Origin of the sequence: Vulcanisaeta sp. JCM 14467 (genome assembly GCF_001316245.1) — an archaeon.
Taxonomy (GTDB): Archaea; Thermoproteota; Thermoprotei; order Thermoproteales; family Thermocladiaceae; genus Vulcanisaeta.
Window position 1 is genome coordinate 23042 of the sequence record NZ_BBDM01000018.1, and the last position, 15043, is coordinate 38084.

The following is a 15043-nucleotide window of genomic DNA, read 5'->3' on the forward strand; positions in this document are numbered from 1 at the left end:
AAACCAAGTCATATTTAAAACTAACGCAAATCAAAATGAAATGACTCGTTGCTTACCTCCTCTTCTCAGCCATGTACTTAACGGTATACAGTAATGTTAGGGCAATTATGTAAAATACAAATGTCGTTAAATAGACCAATATGAAATTACCTGTTAAACCCTCAAAATAACCAAATATTGTTGGTCCTGTAAAGGAACCAACATTACCAACCCAATCTATGAGGGTTATCACCGTGGCTGAAGCCGCCCCGGTGAATAATTGAGTTATAAGCGCCCAGAATGCTTATGCCCATCATCGTACCTATTATTATGAGGGATAACCCAATAGCAAGTATTAACACGTTGGTGGGGAATAAATAGGTCATTAATGCCCCAATAAGGGAAATAATTACGCCGACCCCAACATGATTAAATCTCTCACCAGTCTTATCCGAGTGCCTGCCCCAAACCACCATTACCACGAGTACGACAAACCAAACACCACCCAGGATCCACCCAATGTAGTAAAGACCAAGCTTACTGGCTAGGTATAGGATCGTGGGCATCCAAACAAAAATACCGGCGAAATTAAGGGCTGCGAAGAAGTAATATATGGCGAGGGTAATCGTCCTCCAATCCCTCACAGCCCTACCTATACTATACCCTCCTGTAACCATCTCAATGCTTTTACGTTCCTCCAACAACCTATTCAAGAACGCCCTCTTTTCATCATCACTTAACCACTTAGCATCGTTGGGCCTCTCCGTTAGGTAGAAGAAGGCTAGTAGCCCAAGGATTATCGTGGGTACCCCAAGGGCTATGAACATGAACCTCCAACCGTAAAACTCAACGAGCCACCCCTGTATTGGAGACCCAATAATGCCTGAGATTGGTATACCAAGCAGATAAAGCGACATGGCTAATGCCTCTGCTCCCTTGGGAACACGTGGAGATAAAATACGTAATACTTGGGGCAAATGGACCCTCGAAGAAACCAACCAAGTACCTAATCACTAGGAGCTCCACCGCATTCTGGACATAACCAGTCAGCGTTGCGAAAACTCCAAACCCAACTATCCATACTGGTAATAATAACTTAACACCACGTTTCTGGGTTAGGTACGTCCCGGGTATAGAGAATGTTAAGTAACCAAAGAAGAAAATACCCGCAGCTAACCCAGCAATAAACGGCGTTGATCTCAGGGAAGTCTCCATGTCAGGTATTGCAAACGTGAAACTAGCCTTATCAAAATTATAAAGTATTAATGCAATAAGCAAAAGGGAATCAGCTAACCCACGCCTTTCTCACAGCACGGTTAATTACTTCCTTATCACTAGATTCCGGTACCATTAAATTTATTATCCTTTATTGATCCAAATCTAAGGATAACCCTAACTAAGTAAATATAGTATACCTAAAAAAATATATAGATTATATTTTATCATAATATCATAAATCACGTGGGGCATCATCATAGGGGACATTATTAGGTATTTGTTAACGGTCATTTGTTATTTATCCTATATAACTATTTTAATTTACATAATGAAAGATTATCGACCATTACGTTAATTATTATTTTATTTATATGCATGGGAATATTACATAGTTTATTTATGAGATATAAGGAAAAGTTATTTACATTGCTTAATTCATAATATTAAATTGAGAATGGCTATGGATGCATCTAAATTATTAGGAGGTTCCGTGCCTTTACGAATTCAGAAAATGAAGGAGAGAATACTCTCAAGCCCTATTATGCCTGACCTTGAGAGGGCTAAGTGGGTTACGAAGGTGTATAAGGAGACTGAGGGTAAGCCGATAGGCCCTGCTATGCGTGCCGCTCTCGCTATTCAGGAGACCTTTCGTAATTACCCGATTTGGATTGATGAGGATGAGGTGCTTGTTGGGCATATATCCTCAAAGAAGGGGGTCTTGGGCCAGCCTGTTTATGTTGAGATGTCTATTTATTTGAATGAAATCCTCATACCATATTACTTCTATAGGAGTGAGGAGAAGTTGAAGGAAGCGTTTCCTGAGGGTATTGGTAGCTTATCACCTGAGGCATTGAAATGGTATACTAGGATACCTGAGGAGGAGTACAAATTACTTAAGGAGGAGATTGTGCCCTATTGGAAGGATAGGACGATAGCGCCCTGATGCGTAAGGAGTGGGAGAAGGCTGGATTGCTCGGGGAGCCATTGAAGGAGAAGAGGGAGACCTTCCTCGCGGCTATGCAGACAACGTATGACCTACTTGCGCCTGTTGTTCCTATGCAGGGGCATACAATAATTGGCCTTAAGAAGGTGCTTCAATTAGGTTTCAATGGAATTATAGAGCAGGCAAGAAGGCAGTTGGAGAAGTTCAAGAGGGATTTCGAGGAAGGCAGGATTAGTAAGGAAGCATATGAAAAGGCTGAGGACTTTCTAAGGGCTGTTGAGGTCTCTGCACAGGCAGTTATTGAATTTGCGGAGCGTTATGCCAAGTTAGCTGAGGAGATGGCGAGCAAGGCTGATGGTGAGAGGAGAAAGGTTCTACTTGAGATAGCCGAGAGGATGAGGCGCGTCCCTGCCAATCCACCGCGTAATTTCATTGAGGCATTACAGGCAGTATGGTTCACCCAAGTGGCTATTGCAATAGCTCATGCCGGTAATCAATTGATCATAGGCCCTGGTAGTTGATCAATTACTCTACCCATACTACAAGCAAGACATTGAGACTGGGCGTCTCACTCCTGACCAAGCCCTTGAACTCATAATGGAGTACTTATGCAAACTGGCGACATTCCTTGACGCCGGTCCGAACGTGGTTACGATTGGGGGTGTTGATAGGAATGGTGAGGATGCGGTAAATGACGTTAGTTACTTGTTCCTCGAGGCCTTTAAGAGGTTGAAGGGTTGTGGACGTGATGGACTGGCAGTTAGGATACACCCGGAGAAGACGCGAGGGAATTCGTCCTTAAGGCTGCCGAGGTCCTGAGGACTACGGCTGGACTGGCGTTCTACAATGATAAGACCATAATTAAGGATTTAATGGCTGATGGCTATTCGCTGGAGGATGCCAGGGATTACGCGGTGGTTGGTTGTGTTGAGCTTACTGGCGCAGGTAATAGTATTGGGTATACCTCGGGACAGGCCGTTAGGTTACCCCAGGTACTTGAGGCCACGTTATTTGGTGGGCGTTTAAGCGCTGCTGATTGGAGATTCGTGGGTGTGCCAACACCTTCAGCGACTGAGTTTAAATCCTTTGAGGATGTGAAGAGGGCATTTGTTGAGCAGTTGTCCTACGCAATAGACCTCATGATAAGGAGGACGGAGCTAAAGGATAAGGTAATTGTGGAGAACTACCCGCTGCCACTGTTTAGTGCGACTATTGAGGGGTGTATAGAGTCTGGTAAGGACGTTACCTGGGAGGTGCGCGTTATAACCATGCCACAGTAAGCGCGCAGGCATTAGCACGGTAGCCAACTCCCTCGCCGCAATTAAGTGGGCTGTCTTCGATAATAAGTTATTGACTATGGAGCAATTACTGGAACTTCTAAAGAGTAATTTCGAGGGTGCCGAGGAGATTAGGCAGATGTTGTGGAGGAAGGCTCCGAAGTACGGTAATGACGACCCATACGTTGATGAGATTGCCCAGTGGGTTGCGGATGTCATGGTTCAGGAGGGCAGGAAGAGGAAGTTCTGGATGGGAGGTACGTGGAGGGTTCTCTTCGTATCTGTATCAGGTTCACAGCTCTTTGAGGGTAAGTACCTAGGCGCCACGCCTGATGGGAGGAAGGCAGGTGAGCCCGTCTCTAACGGCATTGCGCCTGTTGAGGGTACGCAGATGAATGGTCTCACGGCGGTCTTAAGGTCAGCAGCCGTATAGGCATACCCACGGTGAGTAGCGGTACATCACTAACGCTAAACATTAACCCAGCGAATATCAAGGATGAGGAGGGTCTCGAAAAATTCGCATCATTGATACTCGCCTACTTCATGCTTGGCGGTAGGCATGTGCAATTTAACCCAATAAGCAAGGAAATACTTCTAGATGCCCAGAAGCACCCAGAGAAGTACCCAGACCTAGTTGTTAAGGTCACGGGCTACTCCTGGCGCTTCATAGACCTACCCAAGAAGCTACAGGACGAAATAATCGCCAGGCTTGAGTATGAAGTGACGTAGGCTATGTCGAGTAATGAATCATTTAAAAATGATGATGAGGTTACCGGTCTCGTCTTTAACATTGAACGTGAAGCCATACATGATGGGCCAGGCATAAGGACTGTAGTATTCCTAAAGGGTTGTCCACTTCATTGCCCCTGGTGCCAGAATCCCGAGGCATAAAGCCACACCCGGAGTTAATATGGTATGAGAATAGGTGCATTTTCGAGTTGAAATGCGTCGAGATTTGCCCACAGAAGGCATTAACCTACATACCCATGCCCAACAGGAGGATAATCATAAACAGGGCAAGGTGTGACCTATGCGGTAAATGCGTTGAGGTATGTCCTACTGGAGCACTTGATGTTGTTGGTAAACGCTATACCGTGAAGGAGGTTGTGGATATAATCATGAGGGACAAGGTGTTTTACGATGTGTCCGGTGGGGGTGTAACGATTAGTGGTGGTGAGCCTACGATGCAACCTAGATTCGTCATTGCCCTACTGAGGAGGTTGAGGGAGCTGGGCATACACACGGCGATTGAAACGGCATTACCATTTCCCTGGGAACACACAAAACCGGTTATTGATTTGGTGGATCTCGTAATATTGGACATAAAGATAATGGATCCAGAGAAGCACCTTAAGTACGTTGGCGTTCCTCTGGAGAGGGTTTTAACTAATGCAATCAACATATCAAGGTTGGGTAAGCCTATATGGGTTCACATACCAATAATACCTGGCTATACCGACTATGAAGAGAACATAAGGCGCATTGCCGAATTCATAAGAGATAACTTACCAACGGCGGAGAGATATGAACTACTGGCATTTAATAAGTACTGCAGCATTAAATATGAACGCCTAGGTATTGATTGGCCCCTTAAAAATGCCGATTTAATACCTGAGGATAAAATGGAGAGATTAACGAGCATAGCTAAGTCAATCCTAAATAATGGCCGCGTCCTCGTAACCTGGAGGGGAATAGCCAAGAAGAAGGAGACCTAGTGCTTTGTGTGTCTTTTAAATATATAGTTATTATATAGATTTATTTGTGCAGTATATGTAATTATGTATTTCTTAAATAATATAATACTTAAAATAACTTTACAGAAAGTTTAATTGATGATAAAGGAGGCTCCTAAAAAGACAATAAATAATGAGCAAACTACCTATACTTATCCACGCCCAATTTACCTAGTCGGTGTTGAGCCTGTCCAGCCATTATTTAAGGTGCCATTCATGACGCCCCTTGATAAGGTCCTGGAGCTCCTACCCAAAACGACCACAATACTCCTGAGTGATGGTTCGAAAAGGACCGTTAACTTGCATTGGGAACCCCTATATCACTACTTCCCATACTCATTTGGTGATCATGTATTTATAGGAACATTTGACCTGCCAGGTGATGTTCGTCAGCTTGATCCTCCAATACCACAGAGGGTAGTCACTATAGTGAGGGTTGATTATGGACCTGGATGGTTTGGTAAGCCCATGAGCCTACAGTGGGAGGGCTTTAATCAACCTGGAACGTACAGGAAGAGTCAATTGTTGTTAATGGTGTTAAGCGTACATTTTATTATTATGTACCGAGTACTTACGACCCGAGTAAACCCATACCATTGGTGTTTGATTTACATGGAGGCTGGAGTAGTGGCTTGGCTCAGTGTTGGTACGAGATCCGATAGGTATGCCGAGAAGTACTACTTCATTAGTGTTGCACCGAATCTATTTGAGACGCTGCGGCTTGAGGATGATGAAGCCTTTATTGATGCCATAATAGATTGGATGAGAGCGCATTATAACATTGATACTGGGCGAGTCTATGCCTGGGGTGTATCGGGAGGTGGGGTGTTGTCCACGTACTTGCTATATGACATGCCCGATAAAATAGCTGGCGTTGGGATAGTGAGCGCGACAATTCCGCAGGAATACTTAAGGCGAATTTCCCCAGGGATTGAACCATTAAATGCACGTTTAAGGCAGGGAAAATACCCACCAAAGCCTAGGACAGTCGTGATGATTGCAGGTACCAGGGAATCAATAACTGGACCGCCTTGGCAGGACTTCGCGTCAGAAATGGTAGAGAGTGCAAAACTCCTTGCGCAGCATTATGGGTGTGGTTCGGGACCCGAGACCACGTACTTCCCTCCAACGCACTTAGACCTTGATGAATTACCCTACTGGGTATCTCGACGAGACGCACTAACAATAGCGACGAATTACCCAACTAGCGTTACTAAGTATGAATGGCGCAGGTGTGCTGGGAATACGAGGTAATAGCCTATGTAGTACATAATGGAGGCATACATGGCCAGGAGGGATGCAGTACGCATCAATGGGTACCGTGGGCTATGTCACATACGTAATCGATGCAGCAGATGTATTATGGCAACACTTAAGCAAACATAGTCTAACGGAGCAATAAAAGTTACCTATAGTAGTGCTCACGCAAAAACATTTATTTCTTACCGCGCAGCAAATATAATCAATGTCTATTAGCCTTGGAAACCCTGGTGGTGTAGCTCAGGGATTAAACTATCCCATGACCGTGCCTACAGGCTGGTGCCATGCCTGTCCAGGTTAGTATTGATAGTGAGTTTGGCAATGTATTGATAATACTAAGCAATAAGTCGCCAGTTAGGTCTGAGGAGGGTTTGGCGTTCGTGACCGTGGGCGTCGATGATGAGGGCAGGATAGTGTACATAAGTATTGAGCCCGAGGATAGGGAATTGGCGAGGTTCATAGGTAGTGTTAGGGCGTGAGTGACCCTGGATGTATGATTATGTTGATTTGGACTTCGAGATAATCTCGATGAAGCCCATGGTGATTAAGGCCGTGGCCGATGATGAGGAGTTGACAATAACCGCATTACCGGTTGTGCTCAAGGTCCTTAAATACGGGAACAACTACTCAATATGGGTTAACGTATTAGTCTCAACGAAGACGAACAAGCCAAGACCAGGCCCGCAATGCAGTCCAGTCGTCATAACGAGCAGGCCGGCTAAAGCTGGGAAGATAGAGATAGTTAGTGATGGCGCTTTAAGGCTTAGGTTAAGTGATGGTAGTGAGAAGGAAATAGTGATAAAGCCCACGAACTATCCCTATACCCAGACTACCGCGATCAATTTGGCGCCCCATGTGTAATACTAAACTGGGCCGTTTTCTGGTGATTATGTGCTATGTGAATTAACGTTTCATGCGGAGCAAAGACTGCGTTTGAGAGTAAGTGAGCTCAGGTCAAGCGGGGTTTGCGATGATGACTTTGAGCAGGAAATATTGAAGGCGATAGAGCGCGCCTGTAATGGTGAGTATACGAAGGTTCGCCATAATCAGTCCAACCAATACGTCCTATGTATGTAATTAAGTAAGTGTGTAAATGTCACGGTAATAATAATCTACGTACGTGTCAGGTATGACAGTGAAGCGGTTAGGGTAATCACTATAATACCTACAACTAAGGATAAAACCATTAGGCATTACTGCGTTGATCCGTATTCATAATGCCAAAATAATTATGTATGTAAGTTCTAAGTTTAATGTTCAATGATTTAATGATTATAGCCTTTCAGCGTCCATTGTTAGGTCGAGCGAGCGAGCGCTATGCGTTATGTAGCCGCTGGATATTACGTCGACACCCGTCCTTGCATACTCAATGACGTTGCCCGGTGTTATGCCGCCGCTGGCCTCGAGTATTACCTTGCCCTTCAATTCCTCCACTATTGGCACTATGTCGCTGGGCTTCATGTTATCGAGGAGTATTGCGTCGGCCCCAGCCCTGTATGCCCTAATTGCGTCCTCGTAGGTCGATACCTCAACCTCCACCTTCCTCATGAAGCTAGTCCTCTCCTTAACCATCCTAATGAGTTTCTCGAGATCCCCATAAATCGCTATGTGATTATCCTTAATGAGACTGCGTCGGCCAAGTTAAACCTATGCGGATCCCCACCTCCAACCTCGATGGCGTACTTCTCAAAGACCCTGAACCCAGGCGTTGTCTTCCTAGTGCCCGCGATCCTGACTGTCGGGTTGACACTCCTCGCCAGCCTAACCATGGTATTCGTCGCCGTGGCGATTCCCGAGAGCCGTGATAGGAAGTTCAGCGTTAATCGTTCAACGGTCAATAGCCTACCTGCATCACCAACAACCTCGAGTATCACGTCGCCCCTATGTATGGCTTCACCATCGCGCTTATGGACGGTAACGTCGAAACCCAGGTATTTAAGGAATGGAACGATAAACCTGAGCCCCGCGATAATGCCCTCATCCCTCGACTTAACAATGCCCCTGGCCCTAATTCCCTCCAGGAACTTGCTGGTAACGTCCTCCGGATACGCATCCTCCTCCAGATAATTGAGGAGCCTGCCTATGTATAATTCCTCGATCATTTAATCACCCTGAAATAAATCCTTCTACGCCAATTATCGTCCTTACCTGGGTAATCAACCCTATAATGAACTCCCCTGGATTCAGTCCTCAATAGCGCGGCATAGGATGCTAGATACGATACTAAAGCCGCGTTAGACTCCCTAGTCCATTGGGCGGTGTTTACTGAGCGTAAATCTCCACGGCCTTCCTAAGCCCAGCCTCACTCCTCAGGATTCCCAGGTACTCCCAATTAATCCTCCTAATCTCGTCAATACTTAGTGATGGCCCCTCATCTCTCAGCCCTACTTGCACCATAATGCCATCATCGAGCCTCGGACCCTCCCAGGGCTCGTCCAGGTACCTCGGCAGGTTCAATCCCATTACTAAGCCTCAAGCAGTGAGTTACTGGCGAGCCTATTTGCGCCGTGCAGCCCCGTGTCAGCCACCTCGCCGATTGCGTAAAGCCTCCTTATACTCGTCTCACTCCTAACATTAACCCTAACCCCGCCAATGGTGAAGTGAGCCCCTGGGTAAATGGGCACCCTATCCGCCTTACTTAATCCATGCCTTCTCAGGAAGTCATTAACGCCAGGGAACTTCCCCTCAAAATCATCAATACCGCTCAGGTCCATGTATACCCTATGCCCGCTCATCAATTCCATGTAGATTGCCCTGGACAGCACGTCTCTCGGAGCCAACTCGCCCCTCTCGTGGTACTTAAAGGCGAATCTCTCGCCTTGCTCATTGATTATCTTGGCGCCCTCACCCCTCAGCGTCTCGGTTAGGAGCATTGTCTCATCGCCAAGCGTGGTTATTGTTGGGTGGAATTGAATGAATTCCACATCCGAAACCACAGCCCCAGCCCTGAAGGCTATGGCGATGCCATCGCCGGTGTTTGTGGGTGGGTTTGAGGTGTACTGCCATAGGTATGCGTAACCACCGGTGGCGAGGACCACGTAATCAACATTGCTGATCGAGCCCCTATCCCTGGTGATTAAGCCCCTGACCTCACTATCCTTGACGTATAGCGCCAGTAATTCATCCTCAACAATATTTATGCCGAGCTTAGGGCCCTCCTGAGTAGGAATTCCGTCAATGCCCTGCCAGTCTCATCGGCTTATGATGAACCCTCCTCCTGGAATGACCACCCTCAAGCCTTAAGTCACCATCAAACTCAAAGCCCCACCTAGTCAATTCCTCAATAACCGCAGGACCCTCACTCGTGAAATATCTAACGGCCTCCTCATCACATAACCCATCACCGACCATAATCGTGTCCTGCGCATGGAGTTGCGGCGTATCGTCAGACGAGGTCGCTGCTGCAACGCCTCCCTTAGATATGTAGCTTGAGCCTCCACGTAACTCCTTCGTTATGACCGTGACCTCGCGGCCAGACTCCCTAAGCGATATTGCCGCTGACAGGCCCGCAATGCCGTCACCAACCACGTAGATCATGCCATCACCCCTCGAGCAACCTTCTCGTCCTTTCGAATGCGTCCTTAATCGCGTCCGCAATTGACCTGGGTATCTCAACCCTATGAACCAGGTCCCTAAGGGACCTGCGCACCTTCTCGAGCGTTACCATCGCCATGAATGGACACCTGGCGTAGGGCCCAGTGGTGAGTGGGTGGAAGACCTTGTTGGGGACCTTAAGCCTAAGTGCGTTCAGCATCCCAATCTCCGTACCAACAACAAACTCTACCGATGAATCCCTACTCGCGTAATCGATCATTTGATTTGTTGAACCCACGAAATCAGCCAACTGGAGAACCTCAAATGGCGACTCTGGGTGGATCATGACCCTGGCATTGGGGTGTAGCCTCCTGGCTTCCCTAACCATGTCGGTGGTGTAGTTGCCATGCACGATGCACCTACCATTTGGTGGAACCTTGATTATCTTCTTACCCGTCATGCGGGCTACGTAGTCGGCGAGATTACTGTCCGGGCCAAATATGACCACGTCACTCTTCAATTTCTTAACAACCTTAACCGCGGTGGATGAGGTGACTATGTAGTCGGCCAGTGCCTTAACATTGGCATTGCTATTGACGTAAAGTACCACGGGAACGCCTGGGTACTCCTCCCTAACGCGCCTCAGTGTTTCGGCATCGAGGGCGTCGGCGATTGTGCAACCTGCATTGGGCTCTGGCGCCAGGACGACCCTGTCGTAGTTGAGGGCCTTGGCCTGCTCAGCCATGAACCTAACCCCAGCGAATACGATTACCTCGGCATTGGTCTCCATGGCCCTGAGCGCCAGGTCGTATGAGTCCCCAACGAAGTCGGCAACAACCTGTATGTCGTAGTCCATGTAGTTATGGGCTAGTATCACTGCGTTCCTCTCACGCTTTAGGGCTAGGATCTCATTAACCAGGTCTTTACTGCCCATTAATTATTGCCATGATCCTCACCATGAGATATTCTCTACCCGGCAAATAAGTAATGGCGAGTATAGGGCTGAATCTCGATGCTCAGGGCAAGAAGTGCCAGGGCAAGTGCCACGGAACCTAGATTAGTTAAGGTAGAGATGGGATTGGGAATTGCCGATCCTAAGGGAATTATGAAGAGTGCTCCAGGGTTTCAGGGCATTCCATGCCATGGGTATTACGTCTATGCGTGAGGGGGCCCTATGCTATTTCCTGGGATATTTAATGATGTGATAGTTTATGTGATTTGAGAAAACCAGCCTCAGGTAATAACCTGGACAATTGCTTTCCTAGTACTTACCCACCTCATGAATGCGAATAGCACCAGTAGGCCTATGATCGCGAATCCAGCCGCTGCTGTTAGGTCGCCAATCATCCTGAGCCATATCAAGTCCTGGGCAAGGGGTAATTGCCAGAAGGGTGTTAGTCCTGGGAACAATGGCTCTAGGGACTTTATGTACCAGAAGCCGTACTTCAACTCGTACATGTACTGCAGAAAGCCCAGCGGCAGCAGTGTTATTAGGGCCTGTAGGTAGAAGCCAACCGTGTAAAGCGTGGCGCCAATCCTAACGAACCTTAGGTATGAATCCCTCACGGCACCTGTTAGGTAAAGCATCACGACCCACAGCAATATGGTTGGCAGCCCAAAGGCCAGTGGGAAGGCTACGTGGGCGTGGGCCATGGTGGCTTGGGAATCGTGTAGGTAGTAATTCAGGATTGGCGCATTTAGTACACCGCCTCCGAAGGCTGCCGCGCCAATGCCACCGCCAACGCCGGCTAGCACTGTCACGTATAGTAGGGTTTTCTGGAACTCGGTCTTCACGCCACCCCTCCACCACAGTAGTAATGCGTATATTATCGCGAAGCCCAGCGTTATGACCTCGAGAATAGATACTATGGAGCCAATGTAAAGCCAGATGACTGGCTGACCACCCCAGTAGTAGTGGTGCCCGGTACCGATTAATCCGGTGGCTATGTCTAGAATGGCGTCGAACCCCACGATGGCCGTAGCGAGCCTAACCGGTGCTAGGCCTGCAATGACGAGCAGTATGGCGATTATTGAGACGATGATGGCGGGCCAGAAGGACTCAACGAATGCGTGAATAGTTATCCACCTGAAGTACTCATCAACGGTGAAGTTGGTCCAGGGGTGGATGACTGGTAGGGCGCCGAGCACAATCCCAAAGGCATTACCGGCAATGCTAATGCCGAGCACCCTACTGAGTGACTGTAGTGGTGATGGTGGAGCACGGTAGAATAGGTAGGCGAGGTAGAACAGTAGTGCGGCTAGTAGCAGTAGGTAGATAGTTCCTTGGGTGACCACGTCCCTACCCTGACCACCAAACATGAACCACAGCTGAACAGTACCGCCTGAGTATGGGATTATCTGTAGGTAGTTAAGCCATATACCCAACAACGTGGCTATGGACACGATGATTGCACCAGCCATAATACCCAAAGTCTGCCTCCTGGATAATTGAACGCCGAGGTACGGCAGGGCGAATAGCGAGAATATGACCCAGGTATCTGCAATCCACAGGATGGCCAGTGTGTAGTGCAGGGCTCTGGCCGCGTTGAATGGCAGGATGTTCAGTAGGTTAAGCCCATAGAGTGTTGGGCTTGCGTATAGGTGCATTAAGTACGTGCCCAGTAATCCCTGGATCGCCGCACCAATAACCACAATGGGTATCCCCCACAGGGCGATCCTCTGTACGTCGTTGGGCATGGGTAGCTGTATCGGCGTTACTGGGTCATTCCAATACCTAATCAGTGTCAGCACTATGTAGGAGCCTACCGCAAAGACCCCTATCATGAAGGCATAGATCATCAGGTCCGAGGCGAAGTATATATTGGATGTTGGCCTCGTTATCCCCGGTATGTATGGGTAACCATGTGTATACCCCAGTAGGCTATTAGGGCTGTCCAGGTCCAGTAGGCCGTTAGGTCCGTTATCACCGTGGTATTGGTTATGTAGTGCGGCAGGAACCTATTTTCCTCGGACTCGGGACCTAGGTAGTTTGCGTAGTAGTTGATTGCGTACTGCGTGGCGTTGTATAGGATTGGGTTTACAATCATCACATTATCCGTCCTATTATAAGTAACCTTTAGGTATGGCAGGATGAGTTGGGTCTCATTTGCGTCGCCTGGTATGAATGGGTCTATGCCGAGGGTTGATGCTATGTATTTCTCCCAAAGCGTTATTGTGTATGAGGTGAAGTCGATGCCGAAGTAGCCTCCAAAGCCGAGTACTGAGCCATAATCCATAAGTCCATACTTTTGAAATAGGTATTTACCCTGTATGATCTGCTCCTTGGTGAAGAGTACCTTACCGTTGGTCGTCACTATCTCATTGGGTATTGGCGGTAGGTGGGTGAACGTGTATATGGAGCGCCTGCCCAAACCACGTAAGCGATTATCGCCGCGATGGCGACAGCCTTAGGCCACCCACTCCTGGAGTTACTACCCATGGCACCCACCAATGTAATTATCGGTTTAATGGGTCATAAATACCATAAACCTAATACGTTAGCCTACCTGGGCAAGCCTTACACACCCTGCCTTTACCTAAAAGATTAGGTTTAAGGTATTTATTAATGTCAAGCGCTGGAATTCTAACTTATGATAAAGGTTAAGCGGATCTATGAGCCGGTTGAGGGGGATGATGGTGTTAGGATACTCGTGGATAGGCTATGGCTAGGGGCGTTAGTAAGGATAAGGTCGACATGTGGCTTAGGGATGTGGCACCCAGTGATGAGTTGAGGAGGTGGTTTAACCATGACCCGGCGAAGTGGGATGAGTTTAAGAGGAGGTATTTCGAGGAATTGAAGAACAACCCCAAGGTGCAGGTGCTACTGCAATTAATCAAGAAGGGCAGTAACATAACCCTACTCTACGCAGCCAAGTCACCCTATAACAATGCGGTCGCATTGAGGGAGTACCTGGAGAAATTATTAACTAGCGGTGGGGATTAGTATCGCATGCGTAAGGCGCCTTTTGAGGTCACGATACTCGTGGAGAACCACCCATGCGATGTCATGAGGGTTATTTCGAGCAGTGGGATGAGGGCTCATGTCGAGAATGTTAGGCTTAGGGAGCAGAGTACGGACCATATCGTGCTTTTTGACGGGGAGGTCAGTAGGGATGATGTGCAGAGGCTTAGGCAGGTTGCTGTGAAGGTGCTGAAGATATCCAGTAATAGGGTTTGGGTTAGGACAAACGGCTGCGCGGTGTGCAGGGTCCTCTACACCTCCGATGTCGTTGTCGAGAACATGAAGGTTGTGGGCAACAACGCCATACTCTACACGATGCTCGTGCCCAATAGCACATCACTAAGGGAACTCCTGTCCAACCTGGTGAAGAGTGGTGTTAAGGTTACGGTACTGAACATATCCGAGGTAACTGACGCAGTGTTGACGGATAGGCAGATAGAAATACTGAAGCTCGCCTACAAGCTTGGTTACTTCGACGATGATAGGAAAATAACCCTAACACAACTAGCTGAGAAGCTGGGCGTTTCAACACCAACACTTGATGAAGTATTACGTAAGGCGCTCAGGAAGGTCGTGAAGTACTACCTGGACAAGCACGGATAGGTTCCCCGGCATGCACGGCTTATTAAACGCCATAATTACTTCATCCTCTTGTCATCATCCCTAACCACCTAGTATTTTCCACAGAGGCGATAAAATGTCTCATCACAAACCACAGCCGAGGCTTATCAAACCTAAGCCTAACCTCCGCATTAGCGATTTTTGAGATTGCCGATTAAGGAGGGGGTAGAATGATATGTAAAGTTGGTGATACTTAACGATCATGAATTACCGAGGGATAACATGATCATCAGCCGAAGTAAGGCTTGCCATTGAGGATTTAGTTAATGGACGCATGTATTGATAATGCTTATGTCATGAGACCATATAATCACCAATGGATGTATTTCTTAATTTAGAAATCTTTTGCAAAATAATTGGTAAGTATTGAAAGATATATTGGTAGCGGGGCCCGGATTTGAACCGGGGACTTCCCGACCCGACTGGGTTCTCGGGGTTATGAGCCCCGCAGGCTACCAGGCTACCCTACCCCGCTGTGGTCATTATTCCTACGTGCTTTTTAAGTCTTTCTTCACCG

17 protein-coding genes, 1 tRNA gene and 4 pseudogenes are annotated in these 15043 nt (G+C 47.6%); 14 read left to right on the forward strand and 8 right to left on the reverse strand.

Annotated elements, in window-relative coordinates; genetic code table 11:
- Positions 1-52: 52 nt before the first annotated feature.
- Complete coding sequence (locus JCM14467_RS13450) at positions 53-232, reverse strand: hypothetical protein (protein ID WP_054850510.1); 180 nt, start codon at positions 230-232, stop codon at positions 53-55.
- Positions 204-1257, reverse strand: a pseudogene (locus JCM14467_RS13455) (MFS transporter). Before JCM14467_RS13455 ends, JCM14467_RS13450 begins: the two are co-directional and overlap by 29 nt.
- Before the next feature lie 394 nt (positions 1258-1651).
- On the opposite strand from JCM14467_RS13455, the gene JCM14467_RS13460 reads away from it, so the two are divergent.
- From JCM14467_RS13460 to JCM14467_RS13505, 11 genes are all read left to right on the forward strand, one after another.
- The gene (locus JCM14467_RS13460) at positions 1652-2140 is read left to right on the forward strand and encodes a pyruvate formate lyase family protein (protein ID WP_252901745.1); all 489 of its coding nucleotides are present in this window, start codon (positions 1652-1654) and stop codon (positions 2138-2140) included.
- Positions 2140-2661: a pyruvate formate lyase family protein gene (locus JCM14467_RS13465; protein ID WP_054850513.1), complete on the forward strand. Its 522-nt coding sequence runs from the start codon at positions 2140-2142 to the stop codon at positions 2659-2661. Before JCM14467_RS13460 ends, JCM14467_RS13465 begins: the two co-directional genes overlap by 1 nt.
- Positions 2662-2692: 31 nt before the next feature.
- Positions 2693-2959: a pyruvate formate lyase family protein gene (locus JCM14467_RS13470; protein ID WP_252901746.1), complete on the forward strand. Its 267-nt coding sequence runs from the start codon at positions 2693-2695 to the stop codon at positions 2957-2959.
- Between the two features lie 14 nt (positions 2960-2973).
- The gene (locus JCM14467_RS13475; RefSeq protein WP_252901747.1) at positions 2974-3420 is read left to right on the forward strand and encodes a pyruvate formate lyase family protein; all 447 of its coding nucleotides are present in this window, start codon (positions 2974-2976) and stop codon (positions 3418-3420) included.
- 10 nt (positions 3421-3430) lie between these two features.
- Complete coding sequence (locus tag JCM14467_RS13480; protein WP_256359265.1) at positions 3431-3850, forward strand: pyruvate formate lyase family protein; 420 nt, start codon at positions 3431-3433, stop codon at positions 3848-3850.
- An 11-nt stretch (positions 3851-3861) separates the two neighbouring features.
- On the forward strand, positions 3862-4146 hold the full coding sequence (locus JCM14467_RS13485) for a glycine radical domain-containing protein (RefSeq protein WP_054850517.1): 285 nt from the start codon (positions 3862-3864) through the stop codon (positions 4144-4146).
- Between the two features lie 3 nt (positions 4147-4149).
- Positions 4150-4308, forward strand: coding sequence for a 4Fe-4S cluster-binding domain-containing protein (locus JCM14467_RS18965; protein ID WP_252901721.1), 159 nt, complete (start codon positions 4150-4152; stop codon positions 4306-4308).
- A complete protein-coding gene (locus tag JCM14467_RS13490) occupies positions 4287-5132 on the forward strand; it encodes a glycyl-radical enzyme activating protein (RefSeq protein ID WP_054850518.1) in 846 nt (281 codons plus the stop codon). The genes JCM14467_RS18965 and JCM14467_RS13490 overlap by 22 nt, the downstream gene beginning before the upstream one ends.
- A gap of 117 nt (positions 5133-5249) precedes the next feature.
- Entirely contained in the window at positions 5250-6404 is a 1155-nt protein-coding gene (locus JCM14467_RS13495) for a hypothetical protein (protein ID WP_054850519.1), read from the forward strand.
- A gap of 290 nt (positions 6405-6694) precedes the next feature.
- On the forward strand, positions 6695-6889 hold the full coding sequence (locus JCM14467_RS13500) for a hypothetical protein (RefSeq protein ID WP_054850520.1): 195 nt from the start codon (positions 6695-6697) through the stop codon (positions 6887-6889).
- Positions 6890-6899: 10 nt separating this feature from the next.
- On the forward strand, positions 6900-7271 hold the full coding sequence (locus JCM14467_RS13505) for a hypothetical protein (RefSeq protein WP_252901722.1): 372 nt from the start codon (positions 6900-6902) through the stop codon (positions 7269-7271).
- A 411-nt stretch (positions 7272-7682) separates the two neighbouring features.
- Here JCM14467_RS13505 and nadC read toward each other — a convergent pair.
- From nadC to nadA, 3 genes and pseudogenes are all read right to left on the reverse strand, one after another.
- Positions 7683-8512, reverse strand: a pseudogene (gene nadC / locus JCM14467_RS20265) (carboxylating nicotinate-nucleotide diphosphorylase).
- Positions 8509-9947: pseudogene (locus JCM14467_RS20270) on the reverse strand (L-aspartate oxidase). The pseudogenes nadC and JCM14467_RS20270 overlap by 4 nt, the downstream one beginning before the upstream one ends.
- 4 nt (positions 9948-9951) lie before the next feature.
- Positions 9952-10878 (reverse strand): quinolinate synthase NadA, encoded by a 927-nt coding sequence (gene nadA, locus JCM14467_RS13520; RefSeq protein WP_054850521.1) that lies wholly within the window; start codon positions 10876-10878, stop codon positions 9952-9954.
- 78 nt (positions 10879-10956) lie between these two features.
- Between nadA and JCM14467_RS19000 the strand changes: the two genes are divergently transcribed.
- On the forward strand, positions 10957-11109 hold the full coding sequence (locus JCM14467_RS19000; protein WP_252901728.1) for a hypothetical protein: 153 nt from the start codon (positions 10957-10959) through the stop codon (positions 11107-11109).
- Positions 11110-11177: 68 nt separating this feature from the next.
- Here JCM14467_RS19000 and JCM14467_RS13525 read toward each other — a convergent pair whose 3' ends face one another.
- On the reverse strand, positions 11178-12743 hold the full coding sequence (locus tag JCM14467_RS13525; protein WP_252901729.1) for a cbb3-type cytochrome c oxidase subunit I: 1566 nt from the start codon (positions 12741-12743) through the stop codon (positions 11178-11180).
- A 38-nt stretch (positions 12744-12781) separates the two neighbouring features.
- Positions 12782-13315, reverse strand: a complete 534-nt coding sequence (locus tag JCM14467_RS19005) for a hypothetical protein (protein WP_252901730.1) — start codon at positions 13313-13315, stop codon at positions 12782-12784.
- 219 nt (positions 13316-13534) lie between these two features.
- Between JCM14467_RS19005 and JCM14467_RS13530 the strand changes: the two are divergent.
- Positions 13535-13887, forward strand: a pseudogene (locus JCM14467_RS13530) (DUF488 domain-containing protein).
- A gap of 6 nt (positions 13888-13893) precedes the next feature.
- On the forward strand, positions 13894-14508 hold the full coding sequence (locus JCM14467_RS13535) for a helix-turn-helix domain-containing protein (protein ID WP_054850522.1): 615 nt from the start codon (positions 13894-13896) through the stop codon (positions 14506-14508).
- Positions 14509-14905: 397 nt separating this feature from the next.
- Here JCM14467_RS13535 and JCM14467_RS13540 read toward each other — a convergent pair.
- A tRNA-Met gene (locus JCM14467_RS13540) sits at positions 14906-15001 on the reverse strand.
- Positions 15002-15043: the final 42 nt, after the last annotated feature.